Below are 23,197 nucleotides of genomic sequence, written 5' to 3'. Positions count from 1 at the left end.
GTCTTTTTAAAATTAGGATGATAAAGGAAAGCTAGTGAGGTTGACCGTTTTGACCCTTCAATTTATACTTAGTCTAAAATCAGTAACAAAAGGAATGATCTTATTATGAATAAAATTAACTTAACGATACAGCGCAAAGCTATCTTTGAAGTCGTACAGCATGCTCCAGACCATCCGACGGCGGCCGATGTCATTGAACGACTGAGAGGCAAAGGCTTCAACTTCGCTTACGGCACCGTGTACAACTCATTGCGTTATTTGACGGATGTGGGGCTCATTAGAGAATTGAAGCTTGGAGAAACGGTCAGCCGCTATGACGCTCGAACGGATGAGCATCAGCATATCGTGTGCACTGTGTGCGGCCGCGTGGATGAGGTTTTGACTGAATTACCTAATGAGTGGATGGAGAAGGTGGCCTCGGAGACGAAATATAAGATTGAGCATGTACAAGTCGTATTAGAGGGGGTTTGTGAACAATGCGCGACGAAACAATCATAATAAACAACGAGTATTTAAATGAGGGTATACCGCTCGACCAGAGCGCAGCAGCAGCTGGCTATTCAGAGGAAGAACTGCTGCAAAGCGGGATGCTTTGCTCCATAACGAAGCGGGTCATGATTATTAGTCCGTTTCCAGAGAGGGTCAAAAGCTTGCTCGTTGCGTTGTCATCCGAATGCTTTGATGTGTTTTCGCTGCATGATTTCAATAAAAACATGCTGCAAAGCTTGCAGCCGGAGCTTCTCGTATTTGATGCGATCCCTGTAGCTCAAGCTGCCGCAAGCCATACGCTTCAGGCAGGTGTAGAACTGGTGGAAGCGGCTGAGAGGCATGCGGTTCCTGTCCTTATTTTGATGGATCAGAAATCATATGATAGTCGTGAGACTTTTGCCCTTGGTGCATCCGAGCTGTTAGTCTGGCCGGCTAAACCTGAGCAAGCGATAAAACAAATCAACCGTATGCTACTAAATAAGCCAGTAACCGTTGCGAAAGCGGATAGCGATATACGAGAGTTTAAGGATATCCAGGTTGATCTCAAGAAGATGACCGTTGATCGGGCAGGGCTGCGCATAGACCTTACGAAGACGGAATATGATCTGCTTCTGCATTTCATAACATCGGACGGCTCCGTCTTAACGCGTGAGTCGCTGCTAGATACCGTTTGGGGTTTGCATTTCTATGGAGGAAGCAACTTGGTGGATGCTCATATTAAAAGTCTACGCAAAAAACTAAAGGACAGCGCTGTAGCACCAAAATATATTGTTACCGTGCGCGGGGTAGGTTACCGGATTGCGGATATTCGCGACTAATCGGTAGGTGTGTATCATTTTGGGACATGAATTCTCAAGATGGCTGCGTTTCATGAAATATTCATGTTTCATTCATTAGGCTTTCATGACAGTCGACCGACTATTCGATAAGATTATATTATAGATTTAGATCAAGTCTAAATATATAAAATAATCGATGAGGTGCTATCATGGAAAACTATATGACAACGAATCAAGGCGCGCCCGTTGGCGATAATCAAAACTCGCGTACAGCAGGGCAGCGCGGGCCTACTCTAATAGAGGATTACCATTTACTTGAGAAGCTTGCGCATTTTGACCGCGAGCGTATTCCAGAGCGTGTCGTGCATGCACGAGGAGCAGGCGCACATGGAGTATTCCGCACGGAGGTTAGCATGAAGGGTCATACAAAGGCTCATTTTATGCAGGAGCCAGGAGTAGAGACGCCTGTATTTGTACGCTTTTCAACGGTTATTAATGGAACAGGCTCGCCGGAGACGGCGCGCGATCCACGAGGCTTCTCGGTAAAATTTTATACGCAGGAAGGCAATTATGATATTGTAGGAAACCATTTACCGGTATTTTTCATTCGTGATGCCATGAAATTTCCTGATATGGTACATTCCTTAAAGCCGGCGCCAAATACGAATGTCCAAGAGCCTGCGCGCTATTGGGATTTCATGACACTCTCTCCTGAATCCACGCATATGCTCACTTGGTTGTTCTCGGATGACGGAACGCCTGCTACTTATCGTGAAATGGACGGATTCGGCGTTCATGCCTTCAAGTGGATTAATGACGAAGGAAAACCGACCTATGTTAAATATACTTGGAAGTCGCTGCAAGGAGTAAGGAACTTTACAGCAGCGGAAGCGAGCGTTATGCAGGGCAAGGACTTTAACCATGCGACACGTGATTTGCATGATGCGATAGAGCTCGGCAACTTCCCAGAGTGGGAGCTTCATGTACAGCTTATGCCTGTCGATCACGTCGAACGGTATGCGTTCGATCCGCTAGATCCGACGAAGGTATGGCCAGAGGATATGTACCCGTTGCAAAAGGTAGGCACGATGACGTTGAATCGCAACCCAGTAAACTATTTTGCAGAGGTTGAGCAATCAGCCTTCTCACCAGGAACGCTTGTGCCAGGAATCGAACCATCGGAGGATAAACTGCTGCAGGGTAGATTGTTCTCATATCCTGATACACAGCGGTACCGCCTTGGAGCGAACTACCTGCACATTCCGGTAAATTGTCCGTATGCACCGGTACGCAACCATCAACGAGATGGTGCAATGACGATGCAGGCAGACCCTTCTCCAGTGAACTATGAGCCTAACAGCTCATCAGAGAGTCCGAAGGAAAAGCAGGTTTATGCTGATTCACTCGCGCCTCTTCAAGGGTCGGCTGGCCGTCAAAAAATTGACAAAACGGACGATTTCACACAAGCGGGCGAGCGCTATCGTTCACTGTCTGAAGAACAACAAGCGAATCTACTTGCCAATCTGACTGGTGAGCTCGAGCAGACTAATGACGATATAAGACTCCGCGCCATCTGCAACTTCTTCCGTGCCGATCGCGAATTAGGCATGAAGCTTTCGCAAGCGCTGGGCGTTGATATCCGCAAGTTTATGCCACAGAGATAAACAAGAAGCAACGGGGGAAACATCACACAGAGGCACGCCGATTGCGTACTTCTGTGTCTCCCTTCTACATGCAGCAATTCATCCTTAGATCCACTTGAACCTACTAACGAGCTAAAAAGCAGAAACCTCCAGTTACAAGATTGAGTAACCGCGAATTCACGAACCGTAAGCTATCAACCCGCCCGCCACAAACGATTTGACTGAGATTCCACGAGCCAACGAAACCACCGACCACCAACCAACCACCAATCACGAACCACGAACCACCAACCACCAACCACCAACCACCAACCACCAATCACGAACCACGAACCACGAACCACCAACCACCAACCAATCACCATCCAACCACGAACCACGAACCACGAACCACCAACCATCAACCACGACCGACCAACCACCAACCACCAATCACCAATCACCAACCAATTACCAACCAATCACCATCCAACCACGAACCACGAACCACGAACCACCAACCACCAACCACGAACCACCAACCACCGATCATCGACGACCAACCACGAACCACGAACCACCGACCACCGATCATCGACGACCAACCACGAACCACGAACCACCGACCACCGACCACCGATCATCGACCATCGACCACCGACCACCGACCACCGACCACCGACCACCGATCATCGACCACCAACCAACCACCAACCAACCACCAACCACCAACCACGAACCACGAACCACCGACCACGAACCACCAACCACTGATCATCAACCACGACCGACCAACCATCAACCGACCAACCATCAACCATCAACCACGACCGACCAACCACCAACCACGAACCAAACTAGCCAATTTATGTAACGCAACTAACACTAACAGGAAAACCTCCAGCTAATTTTGCTGTTCTAGCCGATTCTACTCATTTAGAAGGAAAACCTCCTGTTAATTGGTTGGATATTAGCAGATTCAGGAGATATAGCACATATTAACTGGAGAAATTCCTGTTAAGATGATATTTATTTGGATGAAGGATGAATTAGCAGGAGAAATTCCGGTTAAGTTACTTTTTATTGACGAAAATGAATAAGGTAATAGCAATTTAACTAAATCTCAGATGCGAAGTGTTCGTTCATATGAGGCGGATGAGGTTGATTTTTTTTCGGCACCAAATAGACCTGATAAATGCTCAAAAGAATAATAGAACAATACTATTCTTATCATTCCAGATGTCTTATAATTAAAGACAAGAGACGAAGAACGTCCCGTTAACACTCATCAGTGAGTGGTAACGGGACGTTTTCTTTTTCTAGAGAGGATGATTGAAAGTGACCTATGAGGAAGCGCATCGCTCATTTATTCAATATCATGTAGATAAACGGGCAGGTGAACGTCGAGGCAGGCTGGAAAGAGGCCATGGCCATGCCGAGTCGTTATTTCTACGTAATGTATGGTGGCCTCTTTGGGGTGACTTTCAAAGCCTACATCCCGAGTATGAAGTTATGGATTGGCGAGGTAGATCCTATTTTGCAGATTTTGCGTGGTTCTCGGGTACGGTGAGGCTCATTATTGAGATAAAAGGATTTGCTTCACATGTCCGAGACATGGATCGATTGAAATATTGCCATGAACTAAACCGAGAAACCTTTTTGCATGCGATGGGCTACCCGGTCATCTCTTTCGCTTACGATGATGTAGAGAAGAACCCTGAGCTATGCATGACAATGCTTAAAATGGTTATGAGCAGGTACCAGGCTAGGCAAGCGCCGACAACACGTATTCAACTAGCAGAGAAAGAAATTATACGGCTTGCTATTCAGCAGGCTCGTCTTATCAGGCCGAAGGATGTGGAGCGGCATTTTGAAATTGATCATAAAACGGCAGTTAATTTGTTGAAAAAGTTATGCTCAAAAGGTGGGCTGATACCTTTTTATCGTGGCAGTAGACAACGAGTCATAGGGTATGAAATTGCTCATGATTTTCTTAGTTTCCTGGATTAATTGGTCAATTCAGTATTGCGCCAAGCTTCTTTCTTGCATCACAGCGGCCATGACGCTAGAGAATAGTGTTTTATTATGAGGAATAGAGCAGTCTGTTTTTCTGGCAAGAGGAGAACGTTCCGCAGGAGGGCTACCTTGCTTTAGGCTATAATGTAAGTTTGCGATGTTTATGGTTTTGAAGTACGATGGAATAAAGAGTGATTTATTGTTGCCTTGTAAAGGATTAAGAGCGCTTTCGCTATTATAAAAATAGGGCATCCACACCATGAAAACGGGGGTTGTTAGCGGTGCTGCTGTCAACGCAAGTGATTCAAGTCGGTTCCATTATCATTTCAGCTTTGGCCGGTCTTACACTTATCATCCTTCGTATGCGCGCTGGTAAACGGCCGACCTCATTGCGCAAAATCATTATACCGCCGCTCGGCATGGCGACAGGCTTCATCATGTTTGCCTTCTCGCAGACGCATATTCCGTGGTTTTGGGGATTAGCCTCTTTTTTGACCGGCATGCTGATCTTTGCATTTCCGTTAATCGTGACGACCCGTTTGGAGCGCGTTAAATCCGAAATTTACGTAAGACGATCGAAGGCGTTTGTTTTTATTATGCTGACGCTGTTCATTATCCGGCTTTCCCTTCATAGTGTTGTCGAGCAATATATGTCGATTCCGCAAACCGGGGCGGTATTCTATTTGCTAGCTTTTGGTATGATTTTACCTTGGCGGATGGCAATGATTAGTGATTATATGAGGCTCAAAAAAGTAGAGATGTAGGTTGAATGGGGGAGAATGTATGGATTCGAAGCTGACGGAACGAGTAAAGCTGACCCAGAGTAAACTTAGAAGACGGACACTATCAGCGATTTTTCAAGAATTTGATCAAAAAATAATGAAGCTTGAGCGCGGTAAACGTGAAGAAAAGTATCTTAAAATGTCGGAAACGCCATTTTCTTTTTTTCGCGGCAGCGCTTATTTGTTTTATTTTGACGCATCTCGGATATGGTTTCCCTATCACACGCCAGAGGGCCGTCCAACTTGGATTCAGGGTGATCTGCACTTTGAGAACTTTGGTGCTTTCCGCAATGAACAAGGCGCATTGGTCTATGATGTGAACGATTTTGATGAAGGTTACTTGGGCTCATATTTGTATGATTTAATGCGAATGTCGGTAAGTATAGCGCTCGTCGGTAGGCTTAAGGGGCAAAACCATGCTAGTCAAATTAGCTCCATTGAAGCATATTTACTGGCCTACTCCAAGCAGATGCGACGTTTCGCAAAGGGGAAGGATGACCCAGGTACATATGCGATTGACATCGAACGTGCGGAAGGTCCCGTCAAGAAGCTGCTAAAAAAACTGCAAAAACGTAAGGACCAGCATTTCCTAGAAAAGGTGACAGCGCTCGTACAGGAGCATAGGAAGTTTTCGACGACAGATGAAATTGTATCTCCAACCGATGAGGAGCGTGATGCTTTGCTGGAAGCATGGCCTATGTATTTGGCTACCGTCAAAGCAGATGACACAGAGGAATTACTTCATTTTCAGGTGAAGGATATTGCTGTGAAGCATGGCTCGGGAACAGCATCTATTGGACTCGACAGATACTATGTGCTAATTGAAGCTGGTGAAGACGCGCAAGGCGAGGACGATATCGTGCTTGAAGTGAAGGAAGTGCGTGTGCCGGTTCCGGCGTACTTTATGTCTTATGATGAGACATTCTGGTCCATGTTTGAGCATCAGGGTCAACGTGTGACAATGACTCAGAGAGCGATGCATCATGAGGCAGACCCCTATCTTGGATGGCTTTCCATTGGAGATCGTCAGTTTTATGTGCGTGAGCGATCACCGTATAAGAAGCGACTTAAGCTTGAAGCTCTTGATACGGCAGGAGATTTCTTATCGGTTACGACGAGTATGGGCAGGCTGACTGCCAAAATGCATGCGCGGGCGGATGCCGATGTAGCGCAAGGTATTCTTGCTTATCACAGTGAGATTGAAATTGTGAAGGCGATGGGCAATGACGAGGATGCTTTTTGTACTTCAATTGCCAATTGGGCCATTTCCTATGCGGATCAAGTGGAGCAGGATTATACTTTATTCACCGAATGGCTGGGCAACAGAAAGAAGCAAACGCAATTATAAATTAGATCATCAGAGCAGGACTGCACTCATGCGCGAGAGAACGCGCAAGAGGGGCGGTCTTTTTTTTTATATTAGTTTTAAAAAAATCACTTGCTAGCAGTACCGTAGTATACCGAGCGGAAAATAATCTTTCGTTAAAGAATTCGGGTTTGACAGTCTTTTGTTTTTCATGGTATTCTATGTTAACAATTAAATTGCATACAATTTAATTTATTGAAACTCACATAGAATAGAGGAGGCAAAAAGCAATGAGCATTTACTCGCATGAGCTGCAGGGCATTAACGGTCAACAACAAAGTATGGAACAATATAAAGGTAAGGTGCTAATTGTCGTCAATACAGCAAGCAAATGCGGCTTTACACCGCAGTACGCTGAATTACAAAAGCTATATGTAGAATACAAAGACCAAGGTCTTGAGATTCTTGGTTTTCCAAGTAATCAGTTTGGTGAACAGGAGCCGGGTGCAAACTCAGATGTCCAAAGTTTTTGCCAGTTGAACTACGGGGTGACATTCCCGCTTTTTGAGAAAACTGATGTTCGGGACGAAACTGCTCATCCTCTATTCAAGCAATTAACGGAAGATGCTCCTTTTGAAGGTTTTGACACAAGCAACCCTAGCGGTAAAATGCTTAATGCTTTTCTTTCGGAGAAGCTGCCTCATTATCTCGAGGGCAACTCAGTCAAATGGAACTTCACGAAATTCCTGATCGATCGTGAAGGGAATGTCGTAAAACGGTTCGAATCGACCGATGAACCTTCCGATATGAAGGCCAATATCGAGCAGCTGCTTTAGTGCTCCCTCACTAAAAAATGAAATACATGCGGCTTCCCGGCGAAAAAAAGCCCATTTAATGGTTGTTTTAGTCGTTTTGTAGGCAAGACTGGCGTTTGATGGCGAGTGGATGCCTTGTTATCGTACATTTTCCCGTATGAGGGACTATGCTTCGACACTAATTTCGTTTAGCTATAATGTAGAGATTGTTATCCTAGAGCTCGTTATAGCAAACGAAATTAAAGCCTAGAGTTAAGCAGAAGAAGCTAGAAGTATCTTAGTCCTTTGAGAAACATACAATAGAATCCTGTTTCACAGGTTAACGAAGATGATTCATCGCTATCATATGGTAGGTGCAATCTTGATTATGGAAGCAGAGAACTGTGAAAAGCATAATCTAAACCTCAACGTTAATGAAGTGTGAAATAGCGGACAATAGAGCATTTTCAATGGGGACAGCATCCTAATCATACACCGCTTCTCAGGTGAAAAAGATCGGCTCTACCGCAAGTTTAGGAGTCAATGGTTAGTCTTATTTTCAGGTCATACAGTGGCTCCAGTGCTTCATCTTTTCAAAAATAATTCTACTTATAAGATACTCCTTTACCTGGGATTAAGGGTTGGAAATGGACAGAAACGATTATTCGTTCTGTCCATTTTTTTATGTCTAATGATACCTGAAGAAGCGTTATATTGAGACTTTTCTCATTTGATATTTAGGTTAAAAATATGCAAATAGTTTTACGAGGGTTTTGAGGATTTAAATATAATAATCTCTTAATTTATCTGGATTTTATACGATTTAAAATGGTTATATCCTAAGTTAAAATTAAGGTTTGTTTATGCATAAATAATTATTTTCCTCTCGCATCGATCAGGACTGCATGTATAAAACTTAAGTGGAACGAGGCTGTGGGTAGAGAGTGTGAAATATGTGGGGTGTAAGTAATTGGTTTCAAGCTTCCGACCAAGAGATATTTACTCTTGTTCCGAGGGCTTGATCGCGGCGGCAATATAGGAAAAACTCCTGCTATATACAGCAGGAGAATCAAGGTTTCCTTATGAAGCCTATGCACGGTCAGTATGTATGCATGTAGATATATTTTTCAAAAATGGTCATACTACCCATCAGTACAGTGGATGAATAGCGGAGAGCGCAGCATTTAGGAGGGGGAGCACATGAAGAAGCAAGATCAAACAGAATCCTTGCAAGGCGAAGGACAAGGACAAGGTGCCAAGGAGAGGTTTACATCCTCGGGATTTATTTTGGCGGCAATCGGAAGCGCAGTTGGTCTTGGGAATATGTGGAAGTTTCCTTATATTACGGGCCTATACGGAGGCGCGGCTTTTTTCTTGCTCTTCATTATATGCCTGCTGCTCGTCGGCTTGCCGGTGTTGCTGGCTGAACTGGCAGTAGGCCGGGGCGGACGCGGCAATGCGTCTACTTCATTCATTCGGCTTAGCGGCCAAAAGATTTGGGGCGGCTTTGGTTTTATTACCGTATTGGGTGCGTTCGTTATTTTGTCCTTTTATGCGGTAGTCGCTGGCTGGACCTTGCATTACGCATTGTTGTCCTTTACGGGGAAACTGTTTGAGCATCAAGATTTTTCAGTGCTGTTCAGCGATTTTAATGCAAGCTGGATGCCTGTGTTCTGGCAATTCATCATTATGCTTCTAACAGGCTTCGTCATCATCCGTGGCGTGTCGGCTGGCATCGAAAAGTTTAATAAGATTTTTATCCCGGGGCTCGTTATTTTGCTCATTGTGCTTTGTGTGCGGGCACTGTCATTAGAGGGAGCGGCGGAGGGAGTATCCTTTTTTCTGAAGCCTGATTTTAGCAAGCTGACAGCAGAGTCTGTGCTTGTGGCGCTCGGTCATGCGTTTTTCTCCTTGTCGCTTGGCATGGGGGCGATTATGACTTACGGTGCTTATGTTGATAAGCGGCAATCGCTTGGGATGGCTACGGTAGCTATCGGTCTCGGCGACTTAATCTACGCGTTTCTAGCAGGCTTGATCATTTTCCCAACAACGTTCGCCTTTGGATTAGAACCTTCTCAAGGTCCTGGACTCGTGTTCGTAGCGCTGCCGGCTGCATTCTCAGCCATGCCGCTAGGATGGTTGTTTGGCGGTTTGTTCTTCTTGCTGCTATCCTTTGCGGCGCTTACTTCAACCGTTTCCCTGCTTGAAGTGCCAGTAGCATTCGTTCGTGAGGCATTCGGCTGGAGCCGCAGATTCTCCGTTATCTTGTTGACCTTTCTGTGCTTCCTTGTCGGAGTGCCATCGGCTTTATCTCTTGGAGACAAAGTACCTTGGCTTACGTTTGGAGGAAAGTCGTTTTTTGATTGGGTGGATTTTGTATGCTCGAATATCGTGCTGCCGCTCGGAGGGCTGGTGGTTACCTTGTTTGTCGGCTATGCATGGAAAGGAGCGGCTGAGGAATCAGGTTTGACTGCGTGGTGGCTTCGGTTATGGGGATTCATGCTGCGTTACGTGGCGCCTATTTTGGTACTGCTTGTCTTTCTCTACTCGTCTGGCGTCATTCGGTTTTAAGATCGGTTCGCCAGCTTGCTCAGAAAGTGGTTCATATATACAGAGTATTATAATTTCACGGGAATTTGTGTATTATAAGAGGATAAATATTTTCCGTGGGAAAGGTTGGTCGCAGATGGAGAATGCAGTAGAGAACAAGTCCTCATCCTCGAATTTTATAAAAAACATTGTAGTCGAAGATTTGAAGAGCGGCCATGTGCAAGAAATTGTCACTCGTTTTCCGCCAGAGCCGAACGGCTATTTGCATATTGGACATGCCAAGTCGATTTGTCTGAACTTTGAGCTGGCAGACGAATTTAAGGGCAAGACAAATTTGCGTTTCGATGATACGAATCCGATAAAAGAAGATACAGAGTATGTGGAATCTATTCAAGAGGATGTCCGCTGGCTTGGCTTCGAGTGGGACGAGCTTCGTTTTGCGTCGGATTATTTTGAAGAGCTATACAACCGTGCGGTGCTTCTTATTCAAAAGGGTAAAGCTTATGTATGCGATCTGACGGCTGAGCAAATGCGCGAGTTTCGCGGTACGTTGACAGAGCCAGGCAAGGAAAGTCCTTATCGGAACCGTACAGTAGAGGAGAACCTTGATTTGTTCGCACGCATGCGCGCAGGTGAATTCAAGGACGGCGAAAAGGTGCTTCGCGCCAAGATTGATATGGCTTCTCCGAACATTACTTTGCGTGATCCGGTTTTATATCGTATTTCGCATACGCATCATCACCGCACGGGCGATGCTTGGTGCATCTATCCGATGTATGACTATGCTCACCCGCTAAGCGATGCGATTGAAGGCATCACGCATTCCATTTGTACGCTAGAGTTTGAGGATCACCGTCCACTCTATGATTGGACAGTAGCTGAATGTGAGATGGCGTCCACACCTCATCAATATGAATTTGCCCGTTTGAACGTAACGAACACCGTTATGAGCAAACGCAAGCTTAAGCAATTGGTGGATGAAGCGGCTGTAGACGGCTGGGACGATCCACGTATGCCAACGATTAGCGGCTTGCGCCGCAAAGGCTACACACCGGAATCTTTGCGTGCTTTCTGCCGTGAGATCGGTGTGTCGAAAAGCAACAGCCTTGTGGATGAGCGCAACCTTGAGCATTTTATAAGAGAAGACTTGAAGCTGAAGGCACTTCGTACAATGGCGGTATTGCGCCCGCTTAAAGTGGTCATTACGAACTATCCAGAAGGCCAAACCGAGCTGCTCGATGCGGAAAACAATGCAGAAAACGAAGAGATGGGAACGCGTCAAATTCCGTTTTCCCGTGAGATTTATATTGAACAGGATGATTTCATGGAAAATCCTCCGAACAAATATTTCCGTCTATTCCCTGGCAATGAAGTGCGTTTGAAGCATGCATACTTTATTACTTGCCAAGAGGCCATTAAGGATGTAGAGGGCAATGTGATTGAGCTGCACTGTACCTATGATGTGAAGACGAAGAGTGGTTCTGGCTTTAATGAACGTAAAGTGAAAGGGACCATTCACTGGATAGAAGCTTCTCAAGCCATTGCTGCTGAGTTCCGGTTGTTTGAGCCGCTTATTACGAGCGAAGCAGAAGATGAAGGCAAACCTTTCATGGAATGCATCAACCCGAATTCACTGGAAGTGCTGCAAGGTTTCGTAGAGCCCAATATGAAAAATGCAGTCGGCAGCGACAAGTTCCAATTTTTCCGTCACGGCTACTTTAACGTAGATCCGAAGGATACGACTGGTGAGAAACTTGCTTTCAACCGCATCGTTTCACTGAAGAGTTCGTTCGATCCGTCCAAGGCGTAAGCCGGAAAATAATAGAAGCCTGCCTTGCCTGAGCGCTCGGCAGGCTTTCTTTCTGTTCAGAGGGAGGGTGAGAAGATGGCAAAGCACAACATTCATGGCTTGATACTAGCTGGCGGTTTAAGTACGAGGATGGGGGTCGATAAAGCGCTGCTGATTATTGAAGGTAAGCCGCTGCTGTACCGGCTCGTAGAACAACTCACGGGACTCGTGCAGCATGTGGTTGTTTCGGTAGGGTCGTTGCAGCGTGAAGCGCTTTATCGTGAGAGCCTTGAAGAATTAGGAGAGAAAGTTAGTTTTGCGTTGGATCGTTACCCAGAGTGCGGCCCGTTATCGGGGTTGCATGCAGGCTTGTCAATGATTGCTGAGGGTTACGTATTTGTTATGGCGTGCGATATGCCGCAATTGTCAGAAGCATTGTTTTCTGAGCTTCTCGCTTATGTGGACAAAGGAGTAGATGTGATCCACACACCTAATCAACCTTTTCACGCCCTATATCATACTAGAATTGTGTCGCAAATAGAAGAAGCGCTAGAGGATCGGGATTTCCGTTTAATGGGACTGCTGCGCCGGCTTCAAACGCTCGAGGTTACTCCGCAAGAGCAGCGTGGCGCGTCTATTTTTACCAATCTCAACACGCCTGCCGATTATAACAAGTACCGAATGGAACAAGGGTTTTGAAGAAACGGTGTCTCCATAGAAGGAATCTATCATGTAAGCATAGATGCTTAATCATTCGGCGTTGTGATATAATTTGTCAAAGTTGGAATAGGCCTATTTAAAGCAGCATCCATCTAGACGTAGAAGGGTAAGAGGTGGCGAGCATGACCAGAGAGCTCAAATATGAAATTATCGATGCGCAGCTAAGTGATCTGGAGCGTATTGTTGATATCTATAATTCAACAATTGCAAGCAGAATGGTGACGGCGGATCTTGAGCCTGCTACTGTAGCTAGCAAAAAAGCGTGGTTTGATGAGCATTCTCCTAATTTCAGACCGCTATGGGTACTGCTCATTGAAGGGGAAATCGCAGCTTGGTTTAGTTTTCAATCGTTTTATGGCAGACCAGCTTACAACGCAACAGCTGAAATCAGCATTTATATAGCAGAAGAATACCGCAAGCTTGGTCTTGGTACGGTTTTGATTCAGAAAGCGATCGAGGAAAGTCCGCGGTTAGGGATAAGTACGCTGCTTGGTTTTGTGTTTGGACATAATGAGCCGAGCCTCGCTCTGCTGCGTAAGTTTGGATTTGAGGTTTGGGGTCATTTGCCAAAGGTAGCTGTGCTGGATGGTGTAGAAAGAGATCTGGTGATCTCGGGGAGGCGTATATGAAGCGAACGCTTGTGATTAGTGATATTCATGGATGTTATACACCGTTTAATGATTTGCTTTCACTTATGAATTATTGTCCCGGTGAGGATCAGCTTATGCTGCTTGGCGATTTCGTTGATCGGGGTCCGCAAAGCAGGGACGTGGTGGAGCAAGTCATCAGCTTAGTTCAAAAGGACGGGGCAATTGCCGTTCAAGGCAATCACGACGAGAGGCTCGTTGATGTTATGCTGGAGCGGAGTGAGCAGGCGCTGCTTAAGTTTACTGGCCATGGCGGCAGGCAAACCGCAGAGAGCTATGCTGGAATTAAGCAAGGTCCAATCGAGTATGTCATCGATCAAGCCAAAATAGCCGTTCAAGAGCGTTACGCGCATCACATGACTTTTTTGGATAACCTGCCTTATTATCATGAGGATGAACACTTTATATATGTGCATGCGGGTCTTAATCCTAATTACTTGAATTGGAAAGAGCAGCCTGCCAGAGACTTTCTTTACATAAAGCAGCCGTTCCTTGAGAGGCCAACAAATGTGAGCAAAACAGTTATTTTCGGCCATACCAAAACCATCGATATTCATGGAAAACCAGATATTTGGTTCGGCACAGGTAAGATTGGCATTGACGGAGGATGTGCTACAGGCCATCAGCTTAACGGACTGGTGATTACAGGAGCGGCAGAGTTTAAAGTCTATTCCGTGCCTTGGAGACTGTAAGCGATGCGGAGGGATTCGAAAGCCATATTCAAAAGCTCGCTGCTGAATATGTTGATTATCGCAATTGCTTTGTTTTACACCTTAATGATGTGCTGGCTATTATTTTACCGAGGCCGTTACTTTGGCGAGGGGTACAACTATAATCTGGTTCCGCTTTATACGATAAAAAAATATATCATCCACTATGATCATTTCAACCCTGATATTTGGTTCAAAAATTTATTCGGAAACATTGTCTTATTCATACCGATTGGCATATTCCTGCCCTTATTAAATAAGAAGTACTTGAAAGTATTTAGACTTACCTTTGTCACCGTTATGCTGATCGCAGTCGTTGAGCTTACTCAAATGTTGACGCGGGTGGGCAGCTTCGACATCGACGATATTATACTTAATACGTTTGGCGCGCTGCTTGGGCTTCTGATGACTAGGCTTGTCGTTCGTCAGGCACTGTAATTAACAAACCCGTTAATGTTAAAATAAATGAAAAAAAGCGATAGAAATGTCGAGTACGAAAGGAAGAATTGCCATTGAGTAAATTTTGGAGTCCGCTGACCGCTTCGCTAGTGCCTTATGTCCCAGGCGAGCAGCCTAAGGATAAAACCTATATTAAACTGAATACGAATGAGAATCCGTATCCACCATCTCCGAAGGTAATCGATGCCATCAAAGGGGCTGCGAATGCAGATTTGCGCCTATATCCGGATCCTACCTGCGATGATCTAGTGAAAGCGGCTGCTTCCTATTACGGCTTGCGAGCAGAGCAAGTATTTGCGGGCAACGGTTCCGATGAAATTTTGGCTTTTGCGTTCGCTGCTTTTTTTGATCCGGATAAGACGATACTGTTCCCTGATATTACGTACAGCTTCTATAAAGTGTATGCAAAGCTATATGGTTTGCAAACAGAGCTTATTGCGCTGGACGAGCAGTTTAACGTACAAATCGAGGCGTTTCATCCGGATAACGGAGGTATCATTATACCGAACCCGAATGCACCGACAGCTCAATTGCTCCCGCTCGAAAATATTCGTACATTGCTTGAAAGCAACCCGAATCAGGTTGTTATTATTGACGAGGCCTATATTGACTTCGGCGGACAATCAGCGGTGGAGCTTATCAAGGATTATCCGAATTTGCTCGTCGTTCAAACACTCTCGAAATCCCGTTCACTCGCTGGCCTTCGCGTTGGTTTTGCTTTTGGCAGCGAGGAATTGATTGATGGGCTGAATCGAATCAAAAATTCATTTAATTCATATACGATGGATCGGCTTGCTTTAGCGGGTGCCATTGCTTCATTCGAGGATGATGCTTATTTCCGAGAAACGACGGAAAAAGTCATTGCAACTCGTGAGCGTGTAACGGAGCAGGTACAGGAGCTCGGCTTTGTTGCAACGGACTCGAAAGCGAATTTCGTCTTTATTTCGCATAAGACCCTAGCAGCTAAGGACATTTTTGTACAGCTGCGCGATAAAGGCGTGCTTGTTCGGTACTTCGATCAACCTCGGATTAATGAGTATTTGCGGGTTAGCATCGGAACGGACGAAGAAATGGATGCCTTTACTCAGGCACTTCAAGAAATTGTAGGCATGTAATGGAAGAGGCCACGAAGGAGCCAATGTTGTTTCGGCGATCGATGCGGTCGGTACTGATATTGAGTGCCATTTATGCCGCTTTGAGTAATGTGTTTTTATATACAGCTTATTTTTATAGCGGAATTGTGGAGCGGAGCTACATCATTTGCACGATCATGATTATCGCGTTTGCTTTACCCATCGTAAAGCTATTTCGAAATCAGCATTGGTACTTTCCGATCTTCATCTTCTTGTTCTGGATCCCGTTTAGCGTTCTTCTTGCATTTGTGCTCAGCCAAGTGCTGCCTCTATCGGACAATACGGTCGATTTTGGATTGCTGCTTGTTTATTTCCTTATTTTGAACGTTATCGTCACGCTCCTTGGCATTGCATTAGGCATGATCTTTAATGCAGGCTCTATGCTGTGGAGAAAATATAACCGAACCTCAAAGCAATAATTCAAAAGCCATGCATGATCTCCACCAAAAAGGAGCATGCATGGTTTTTTTTGTAAAAAGGTTTGTATAACTTGACTAAATGATAATATCGTCTTAAAATTTGTGAGACTAACGTTCGTTAGGAAGGGGAACGAACTCAGATCGGAGGGAATTACATGAGTGCTGAACCTACAACGGCGGAACGAATAAAGCTTGCAGCGCTGACGATGTTCACGGAATCAGGCTACGAGGGAGCATCTTTGTCAGAGATTGCTAAGGCTGTGGGCATCAAGACGCCATCCATATATGCACATTATAAGTCCAAAGAACAATTGTTCTTGCAGCTCATTCAAGAAGTGATCGTTGAAGAACATAATCAGTTTATAGAGCTTCTTCAAGATATGGAGCAGGATCCGATTAAGGAGCAGGTACACCGATTGTTTACTTTTTTTACCGATCTCGTTCATTTAACGACGGGTCAGGCTTTCTTAAAGAAAACAATGCTTGTACCACCGCGGCACTTGCGGGATCAGCTCAATCAAGATCTGTTGCGATATGAGTATGAACTGAACAAGGGTTTAATTAGCGTGCTGGAAAAGGGAGCTTCACAGGGGTTGTTTAACCTAGAAGAGGCGGAACGATTAATTGCTACCTTCTATGTATGCGTAGATGGCATCCTTGTCGAAAACCAAATATATGAGAAAGAGCTGTTTGAAAAAAGGAAGAAAATGGTATGGCAATCATTATGGCAGATTTGGACGATGACAGCGAGAAGGGATTGAATAAAATGCAGTGGGTCTTTTTATTATTAGCGGGGTTTCTTGAGGTGGGCTGGACGTTTGGCCTTAAATATTCGGAGGGCTTTACGGTGCTCGTTCCAAGCATAATTACGGTGGTATTGCTAGTAATAAGCTTTATGTTGTTTGCGCGCGCGATGCGAACGATCGAAATCGGCGTCGCTTATGCCATGTTTACGGGAATCGGAACGGTTGGTACCGTCATTGCAGGTATCCTTATCCTTAACGAACCGGCTGATTTCTGGCGCTTGTTCTTTATCGCATTGCTAGTTGGGGGCATTGTCGGACTTAAGCTTGTATCAAGTGATAAGCCAGCTCCAGATAAGACACTGATGAGTACGAACAACTTAGAAAAACAGAAGGTGGGTTCTTAAAATGGCATGGGTCTTCTTAATTATATCAGGCTTTGGAGAGGTCGCCGGCGTTACCTTCATAAAGCTCTCCGATGGCTTTAAACGTTGGAAGGGGACCGTAGGGGCGATTGGCGCTGGTTTCGTAAGCTTTTTCTTTTTATCTAAAGCATTGCAGACCATTCCGATTAGTACGGCTTATGGTATATGGACTGGAATCGGCTCAATAGGCAGCGTGGTGCTCGGTATGTTTATTTTTGGAGAGTCGAGGAACTGGCGTAAGATGTTATTTTTATCCATGATTATTTCAGGGGTTATTGGTCTAAAGGTTGTAAGCGGAGGCCATTAAGATCAAGTATGCTGCGAGACCGTGCTGAAGAGCTGAAAAGCTTTTTGGTGCGGTCTTTATTTTTGCAGCCGCTGGTCTTACAATGAAAGGAAAGCATGTATGTAGATAGGGAGAAGAGGAGTACTTACAATGGAGGAGAAGCAGCTGAATACGTTTATTGCTCTTATGGAGCGGTCATTGCTCTCAGAGCTTGTGCTTGATAGTGTTGATCCAACAAATCCAATTAGAGTTGTGGAGACGCCGTTCGGCTGGAAACTACTTGGAGCGGGCAATTACGCCGGCGTATTTACACATCATGATTACTCGGATATTGCTGTGAAGGTTTATGCGCCTGGCCGTGATGGCTGGGAGAGTGAATGCGAGGTTTACCGGCGAATTGGTAATCATCCTGCATTTTCAACTTGTTATCATGCGGGTGAATATAAAGGTCATTATTATTTGATTTTAAAGCGACTAAAGGGAAAAACCTTATATCAGTGCATCATTGATGGAGTAGCTATACCAACAAAAGCAATAGACGATATTGATCAAGCGCTGGATTATGCAAGGTCCCGCGGTTTGTATCCTCATGATGTGCACGGGAAAAATGTAATGATCAAGGATGGACGGGGTATCGTGCTGGATATTTCTGATTTTCTGAAGGAAGAACCTTGTACGATGTGGGAGGATTTGAAGAAGGCCTACAACCGTATCTATATGCCTTTTCTGTCCAAAAAGCCGATTCCGGTACCCGAATGGGTGCTGAACGGCGTTCGCAAAGGCTACCGCGTTATGCGGAATTCTTCCATAGTAGGACGCTCGTCCTAGAAAAGTAACACAAGCAGCGGCTGCCCTCTGAGGGAGCCGCTGCTTGGCAAAGCTTTGCCACACATTTTAAAGCTCCTCGTCAAACGCGTCCAGCAGCCTTTTGGCGAGATCGGCATCCTTTTTAAGCACATGAATCCGTTTCAAGGAATTGCCCTCAATGGTGATTTTGGATTTCAAACCATTTGTTTTGAAATGGGCCTCCAATCGGTCAATGAGCTCCGATCTAGAACCCCCTTCCGTACGAACGACTATCCATCGATTCCAAAATAACGCCATTTTGCGTCACCTCCTTAAAGTTTTACATAGTAAAACTAGTGTAGGAAGCCATGTGCCCTTCAGCTTTGTCTTCATGCTCAATACCGAATAAGGTAGCACTATTCATATTTATTCAGGGAAAGTGTTCAAACATGACTAAGAACGAAAAAAAACCTTTTCCTTCAATCCAAAATCTGATGGAGAATAACGATATTGCCCATGCAGCATCCTAAGAAAGCAAGATGGCGACCTGACTATTGACAAACTTAACTGTAACGGATAAAATTACAGTATAAAGCAGGGAGGCCCTTAAACAGTGAACAGCGAATTTACGATTGCCGTACACAGTCTCGTTTACTTGGCTTATTTACCGGAAAGAATGGCTAGCAGTGATATGATCGCCGAGAATGTCGGAACACACTCTGCTCGCGTTCGCAAGGTAATGGGTGGTTTGCGCCGCAGTGGATATGTGGATACGCGCGAAGGCTCAGGAGGCGGCTATAGGCTGACGATTGACCCGAGTGTAGTAACACTTGCTGATATTTATCGCGTGATGGCACAAGGCTCGCTTATTCCGAGTTGGTGCTCGGGCAATCCAGAGATGGATTGTGTCGTTGGATCGAATATGAATCAAGTGATGTTCGGCATATTTTGCACAGCGGAGAAGCAGTTGGAAAGTCATTTTAGCGCGATAACGATTCAGGATGTGTTGAAACAAATTCACGCATGCGGTTAGCAAATGATGTTTCAATTAGCGGTGAGACGGGTATTCCCTTTATCATACACATTGTTTGGAGAGGATGATTGAAATGGCAGTAGCATTGACGAAAGAAAACTTTAACGAGTCCATTCAAAACGGCGTTTCCCTTGTAGATTTCTGGGCACCTTGGTGTGGACCTTGCAAAATGCAGCTTCCGATCGTTGAGGAGCTTTCCGCTGAGCTGGAAGGTCAAGCTGTAATTGCAAAAATTAACGTTGACGAACAGCCGGAGCTTGCTTCACAATTCGGCGTTATGAGTATCCCAACATTGATTTTGTTCAAAGACGGTCAACCCGTTGACAAAATGGTTGGCGTACAATCAAAAGATGCATTGAAAGCAAAAATTTCCGGCCAAATGTAAGCAACATTTTTTAATAAATAACCGTCTTAATATCGTCTGGTATCAGTGAGCAACTGGTGGCAGGCGATATTTTTTTTTCTGGAAACTCTCATTTTTACTATCATAATATTGGTATAAAAGGTATTTAGTGCTTACGGAAAAGTGGGCCTAATTAAGCGAAAGTTAAGGAAATAATAAGGGATATTACCAAGCTTATCTGTTGCTTTATACTAGTTTAGTTAGTAGAATTAAAATAATTGTACGCAGCAGCGTGCCCAAACTTTGATTTATGGAGTGGTGATGTAGTGAACGCAGTCAGTACGAAAAAGGACAAAACGGTTACCGGTGAGTCCCTGCGGCAAGGTATAACATCTTCAAAAATATTAATCATTATTCCGGCTTATAATGAGGAACACAGCATAAGCCATGTGATACATGATGTGAAGACGCATTGCCCATCTGCTCATATTCTGGTCATCAATGACGGCTCGAAGGATCGTACACGTGAAGTAGCTGAAGCGAACGGCGCTTCTGTTGTCACACTTCCGACGAATCTAGGTATCGGTGGCGCTATGCAGACCGGCTATCGTTATGCTCACCGTTATGACTATGATGTTGCTGTTCAAGTGGATGGAGACGGTCAGCATAAAGCAGAGCAGCTTCACTTGATTTTGGATCCAGTGCTTAGCGGGAAAGCAGATTTGGCGATTGGCTCGCGCTTTATCGAACAAACCGGTTTCCTTTCCTCCGCGACACGGAGAGTCGGTATAAAGATTTTGTCTACCATTGTTAGTGCAATGACACGCAAACGGGTGCTGGACGTAACCTCAGGGTTCCGCGCTGCTAATAAACGTGCGATTGCCGTATTCCAAAGCGATTATGCGACAGACTATCCAGAGGTGGATTCGATCGTGCTCATTCATCGCAGCGGTCTGCGTACAAGTGAGGTAGCGGTTGTTATGGAAGCACGTACAGGTGGGACTTCATCTATAAATGCTATGCGTTCGGTGTATTATATGGTTAAGGTCACGTTATCGTTGTTCATTCGCAGCTTGAAAGCAACGAAGCCGGTCGAGGTTCAATCTTAGAAAAATGCTTACGATGAGAGTTTGCTCTAAATATAAGAAGGTAAAAGTTTGAACTTTATACCTTGCTTATATTTCTTTGCGAAACGAGCTCTAGCCGCCAGATTCTGGCACAAGCCGTTTACGCGTGGCAAAACTTAGTTGATGCTTACGATGAGAGTTTGCTCTGCAAACTTTAAGGAGGATACACCATGCAAGCCTTGTGGATTATCACAAGTGTGGTTTTTTTGTTTGTGCTGATTATGTTGATTAACCGGAGATTGCTCCGTGAGCAATACTCTATGCTGTGGCTTTTGTTTGGTGTAGTGATGTTGATATTGTCCGTACGTGTTCAAATTATTGATACTTTAGCTCATGCGATTGGTATTGCTTATGCGCCGGCACTGCTTTTCTTGGTCGGTATTTTGTTCTGCATTATGCTCATTTTGCATCTTACAGTCATCGTATCCAAATTATCGGAGAAGGTCATTCGTCTTACACAAGAGCTTGGTATTTTACATCACGAGCTACATGAACGCAAAAGGTCGGATTCATAATGGCATATATCATATTGTTTCTTAATATTTTGCTACTTGTTTCGGGCCAATTATTGTGGAAAACAGGAATGAACAAAATGGATACGGCGAAGGGCGACACATGGGTCTCGTTATTGTGGTCGCCACATATTTGGTCGGGACTTGTTTTGTACGGGATTGCTACCGTTCTCTGGTTGTACGTACTTAAGAAGCTGCCGCTTAGCTTAGCCTATCCGCTGCAAAGCTTGGCTTATATAATAGCGCTGGTTGCAGCTGTATTTATATTTAATGAATCGGTACCGCTGCAGCGCTGGATAGGCGCAGCCATTATTTTGGCGGGTGTAATCGTGCTCGCTTGGAAATAAGCCGCTTTATCATTGGGGAGGATCAATTTACGTGGTGGAATGGGTTAGGAAAAACAAAGCATGGACGATAGCGATCGTTCTTATTTTTATGCTTGCCTTGTGGCTGAGGGTTGATTTTCTTACATCGGTCAAACATAACATTTCACATGATTCGAAGTATTACGAAGAGATGGTGCACCGGTTGGTGGATAAAGGCATTTACGCCTATAAGGAAGAGGTTCCGAATGCAAGGGTAACGCCGGGTTATCCTCTCTTTATGACAGGTATGTATGTGGTGGCTAATCAGATAGGTGTAGAGCTGTTCCCGCTTATTCGCTGGGTTCAGGTGTTAATCAGCATGGCTACACTAGTTCTCATCTATATGATTGCGATGCAAGCTACAAGGAATAAATGGGTTGCGATAGTATCACTGTTTATCAGTGCGATTTATCATCCTTTTATTTGGGCGAACGGAGCCGTTCTTACTGAAACGCTGGCATTGTTTTTCTTAATGGCCTACTTATCCATGCAGCTATATGCCTTTCGGACTGAACGTAAGCGGGACGCTGCGTTAGCGGGTGTTTTATTAGGTCTTACTGTACTTGTAAGAGCGGAATTTTTACCGATATTTGTACCTTTGTACGGCGTGTTTTTGCTTCAGAAATGGTTCAAAAAGAAATCGGGTTTGCAGACCGAGGCAACATCCAAATGGGCGATTTTCAAAAAAGTTCTATTGCTAGGGGTTATTACTGGTCTTTGCCTATCGGCTACGATGCTTCCTTGGTGGATACGGAACGTCGTTACGTTAAATGAGTTTGTCTTGACAGCTTCCCAGTCTAATCCATTCAAAGCGGGTACTTATCCGAATAAAGATTATACAGACAAGATCGTAGATCCTACGGGAATGACTCAGGATGAAGTTGCTTGGGCCCGCATTAAAGCTGGCTTCACGCAGCAAACTTGGAAATACGTCAAATGGTATACAGTAGGAAAGCTCAAATATACGTATACGCACATGTTCTTCGGTTCCGGGCATTCGCCAATCTATAATGCCTATCCGAAGGTAGCTTACTTGCATGTACTGATTATATACAGCACGATCATTCCGCTGCTTGCGCTTATATGGAGATGGAGACATCCAGCAGCCATGCTTGCGGTGGTCATCTTCGTTATGACGATGATTAGACTCGTGTTCGTACCGGAATACCGTTATAACTTCACGGTTATGCCGTTGATTATTATATTGTTCTCATGGCTCTGCATTTATATTTTGCAAAAAATATGGGCATATATTGAACATAGAAGAACAACCTAGCCGTATTAACTGTATATTGCAAAAGACTGCCCTACGGACATGTGCCGAAGGCAGTCTTTTTTCTATTATTGTGCAACTTCCATAAT

General features: G+C 44.8%; 26 protein-coding genes. 25 read left to right on the top strand and 1 reads right to left on the bottom strand.

Going from position 1 to position 23,197, the window contains the following annotated elements; genetic code table 11:
* The first annotated feature begins 105 nt into the window (after nt 1-105).
* The 19 genes from AC787_RS14985 to AC787_RS14890 all read left to right on the top strand — a co-directional run bounded on the left by AC787_RS14985 (nt 106) and on the right by AC787_RS14890 (nt 18,497).
* Complete coding sequence (locus AC787_RS14985) at nt 106-498, top strand: transcriptional repressor (protein ID WP_054025508.1); 393 nt, start codon at nt 106-108, stop codon at nt 496-498.
* On the top strand, nt 477-1,307 hold the full coding sequence (locus AC787_RS14980; RefSeq protein WP_054025507.1) for a winged-helix domain-containing protein: 831 nt from the start codon (nt 477-479) through the stop codon (nt 1,305-1,307). Before AC787_RS14985 ends, AC787_RS14980 begins: the two co-directional genes overlap by 22 nt.
* A gap of 170 nt (nt 1,308-1,477) precedes the next feature.
* Nucleotides 1,478-2,932, top strand: a complete 1,455-nt coding sequence (locus AC787_RS14975) for a catalase (RefSeq protein WP_054025506.1) — start codon at nt 1,478-1,480, stop codon at nt 2,930-2,932.
* 1,296 nt (nt 2,933-4,228) lie between these two features.
* Nucleotides 4,229-4,900, top strand: coding sequence for a DUF559 domain-containing protein (locus AC787_RS14965; RefSeq protein WP_054025504.1), 672 nt, complete (start codon nt 4,229-4,231; stop codon nt 4,898-4,900).
* A 287-nt stretch (nt 4,901-5,187) separates the two neighbouring features.
* A complete protein-coding gene (locus AC787_RS14960; RefSeq protein WP_063847532.1) occupies nt 5,188-5,670 on the top strand; it encodes a CcdC family protein in 483 nt (160 codons plus the stop codon).
* Between the two features lie 19 nt (nt 5,671-5,689).
* On the top strand, nt 5,690-7,036 hold the full coding sequence (locus tag AC787_RS14955) for a DUF2252 domain-containing protein (protein ID WP_054025503.1): 1,347 nt from the start codon (nt 5,690-5,692) through the stop codon (nt 7,034-7,036).
* Between the two features lie 248 nt (nt 7,037-7,284).
* On the top strand, nt 7,285-7,830 hold the full coding sequence (locus tag AC787_RS14950) for a glutathione peroxidase (RefSeq protein WP_054025502.1): 546 nt from the start codon (nt 7,285-7,287) through the stop codon (nt 7,828-7,830).
* 1,158 nt (nt 7,831-8,988) lie between these two features.
* Nucleotides 8,989-10,359 carry a sodium-dependent transporter gene (locus AC787_RS14945; protein WP_054025501.1) on the top strand — a complete coding sequence of 457 codons (1,371 nt, stop codon included), beginning with the start codon at nt 8,989-8,991 and terminating at the stop codon, nt 10,357-10,359.
* Between the two features lie 115 nt (nt 10,360-10,474).
* The gene (locus tag AC787_RS14940; RefSeq protein ID WP_054025500.1) at nt 10,475-12,148 is read left to right on the top strand and encodes a glutamine--tRNA ligase/YqeY domain fusion protein; all 1,674 of its coding nucleotides are present in this window, start codon (nt 10,475-10,477) and stop codon (nt 12,146-12,148) included.
* Nucleotides 12,149-12,223: 75 nt separating this feature from the next.
* Nucleotides 12,224-12,826 (top strand): molybdenum cofactor guanylyltransferase, encoded by a 603-nt coding sequence (locus tag AC787_RS14935; protein WP_054025499.1) that lies wholly within the window; start codon nt 12,224-12,226, stop codon nt 12,824-12,826.
* A gap of 143 nt (nt 12,827-12,969) precedes the next feature.
* Nucleotides 12,970-13,476 carry a GNAT family N-acetyltransferase gene (locus tag AC787_RS14930; RefSeq protein ID WP_054025498.1) on the top strand — a complete coding sequence of 169 codons (507 nt, stop codon included), beginning with the start codon at nt 12,970-12,972 and terminating at the stop codon, nt 13,474-13,476.
* A complete protein-coding gene (locus tag AC787_RS14925; RefSeq protein WP_054025497.1) occupies nt 13,473-14,186 on the top strand; it encodes a metallophosphoesterase family protein in 714 nt (237 codons plus the stop codon). Before AC787_RS14930 ends, AC787_RS14925 begins: the two co-directional genes overlap by 4 nt.
* A 3-nt stretch (nt 14,187-14,189) precedes the next feature.
* Entirely contained in the window at nt 14,190-14,642 is a 453-nt protein-coding gene (locus AC787_RS14920; protein WP_054025496.1) for a VanZ family protein, read from the top strand.
* Between the two features lie 74 nt (nt 14,643-14,716).
* Nucleotides 14,717-15,778, top strand: a complete 1,062-nt coding sequence (gene hisC / locus AC787_RS14915) for a histidinol-phosphate transaminase (protein ID WP_054025495.1) — start codon at nt 14,717-14,719, stop codon at nt 15,776-15,778.
* A gap of 23 nt (nt 15,779-15,801) precedes the next feature.
* A complete protein-coding gene (locus AC787_RS14910) occupies nt 15,802-16,215 on the top strand; it encodes a hypothetical protein (RefSeq protein ID WP_152970639.1) in 414 nt (137 codons plus the stop codon).
* A 155-nt stretch (nt 16,216-16,370) separates the two neighbouring features.
* Nucleotides 16,371-16,976, top strand: a complete 606-nt coding sequence (locus AC787_RS14905) for a TetR/AcrR family transcriptional regulator (protein ID WP_054025493.1) — start codon at nt 16,371-16,373, stop codon at nt 16,974-16,976.
* A complete protein-coding gene (locus AC787_RS14900) occupies nt 16,928-17,365 on the top strand; it encodes a multidrug efflux SMR transporter (RefSeq protein ID WP_321166118.1) in 438 nt (145 codons plus the stop codon). Before AC787_RS14905 ends, AC787_RS14900 begins: the two co-directional genes overlap by 49 nt.
* 1 nt (nt 17,366) lies before the next feature.
* The gene (locus AC787_RS14895) at nt 17,367-17,690 is read left to right on the top strand and encodes a DMT family transporter (protein ID WP_054025492.1); all 324 of its coding nucleotides are present in this window, start codon (nt 17,367-17,369) and stop codon (nt 17,688-17,690) included.
* Between the two features lie 129 nt (nt 17,691-17,819).
* Nucleotides 17,820-18,497 (top strand): protein kinase family protein, encoded by a 678-nt coding sequence (locus AC787_RS14890; RefSeq protein ID WP_054025491.1) that lies wholly within the window; start codon nt 17,820-17,822, stop codon nt 18,495-18,497.
* Nucleotides 18,498-18,563: 66 nt separating this feature from the next.
* Here the strand turns inward: AC787_RS14890 and AC787_RS14885 are convergent, their stop codons facing one another.
* Complete coding sequence (locus tag AC787_RS14885) at nt 18,564-18,773, bottom strand: hypothetical protein (protein WP_054025490.1); 210 nt, start codon at nt 18,771-18,773, stop codon at nt 18,564-18,566.
* Nucleotides 18,774-19,068: 295 nt separating this feature from the next.
* Between AC787_RS14885 and AC787_RS14880 the strand changes: the two genes are divergently transcribed.
* The 6 genes from AC787_RS14880 (at nt 19,069) to AC787_RS14855 (ending at nt 23,111) form a co-directional block, all read left to right on the top strand.
* Nucleotides 19,069-19,488 (top strand): RrF2 family transcriptional regulator, encoded by a 420-nt coding sequence (locus tag AC787_RS14880; protein WP_054025489.1) that lies wholly within the window; start codon nt 19,069-19,071, stop codon nt 19,486-19,488.
* A 73-nt stretch (nt 19,489-19,561) separates the two neighbouring features.
* Entirely contained in the window at nt 19,562-19,873 is a 312-nt protein-coding gene (gene trxA / locus AC787_RS14875) for a thioredoxin (protein ID WP_054025488.1), read from the top strand.
* 284 nt (nt 19,874-20,157) lie between these two features.
* On the top strand, nt 20,158-20,940 hold the full coding sequence (locus AC787_RS14870) for a glycosyltransferase family 2 protein (RefSeq protein WP_235560983.1): 783 nt from the start codon (nt 20,158-20,160) through the stop codon (nt 20,938-20,940).
* Nucleotides 20,941-21,128: 188 nt separating this feature from the next.
* Nucleotides 21,129-21,473 carry a DUF2304 domain-containing protein gene (locus AC787_RS14865; RefSeq protein ID WP_054025487.1) on the top strand — a complete coding sequence of 115 codons (345 nt, stop codon included), beginning with the start codon at nt 21,129-21,131 and terminating at the stop codon, nt 21,471-21,473.
* On the top strand, nt 21,473-21,817 hold the full coding sequence (locus AC787_RS14860) for an EamA family transporter (protein ID WP_054025486.1): 345 nt from the start codon (nt 21,473-21,475) through the stop codon (nt 21,815-21,817). The genes AC787_RS14865 and AC787_RS14860 overlap by 1 nt, the downstream gene beginning before the upstream one ends.
* Nucleotides 21,818-21,848: 31 nt before the next feature.
* Complete coding sequence (locus tag AC787_RS14855; RefSeq protein ID WP_054025485.1) at nt 21,849-23,111, top strand: phospholipid carrier-dependent glycosyltransferase; 1,263 nt, start codon at nt 21,849-21,851, stop codon at nt 23,109-23,111.
* Nucleotides 23,112-23,197: the final 86 nt, after the last annotated feature.

The organism is Bacillus sp. FJAT-28004, assembly GCF_001280845.1.
Lineage (GTDB): Bacteria > Bacillota > Bacilli > Paenibacillales > Paenibacillaceae > Pristimantibacillus.
The sequence above is the reverse complement of the archived record's forward strand: the minus strand, read 5'-3'. Positions and strand labels throughout refer to the sequence as shown.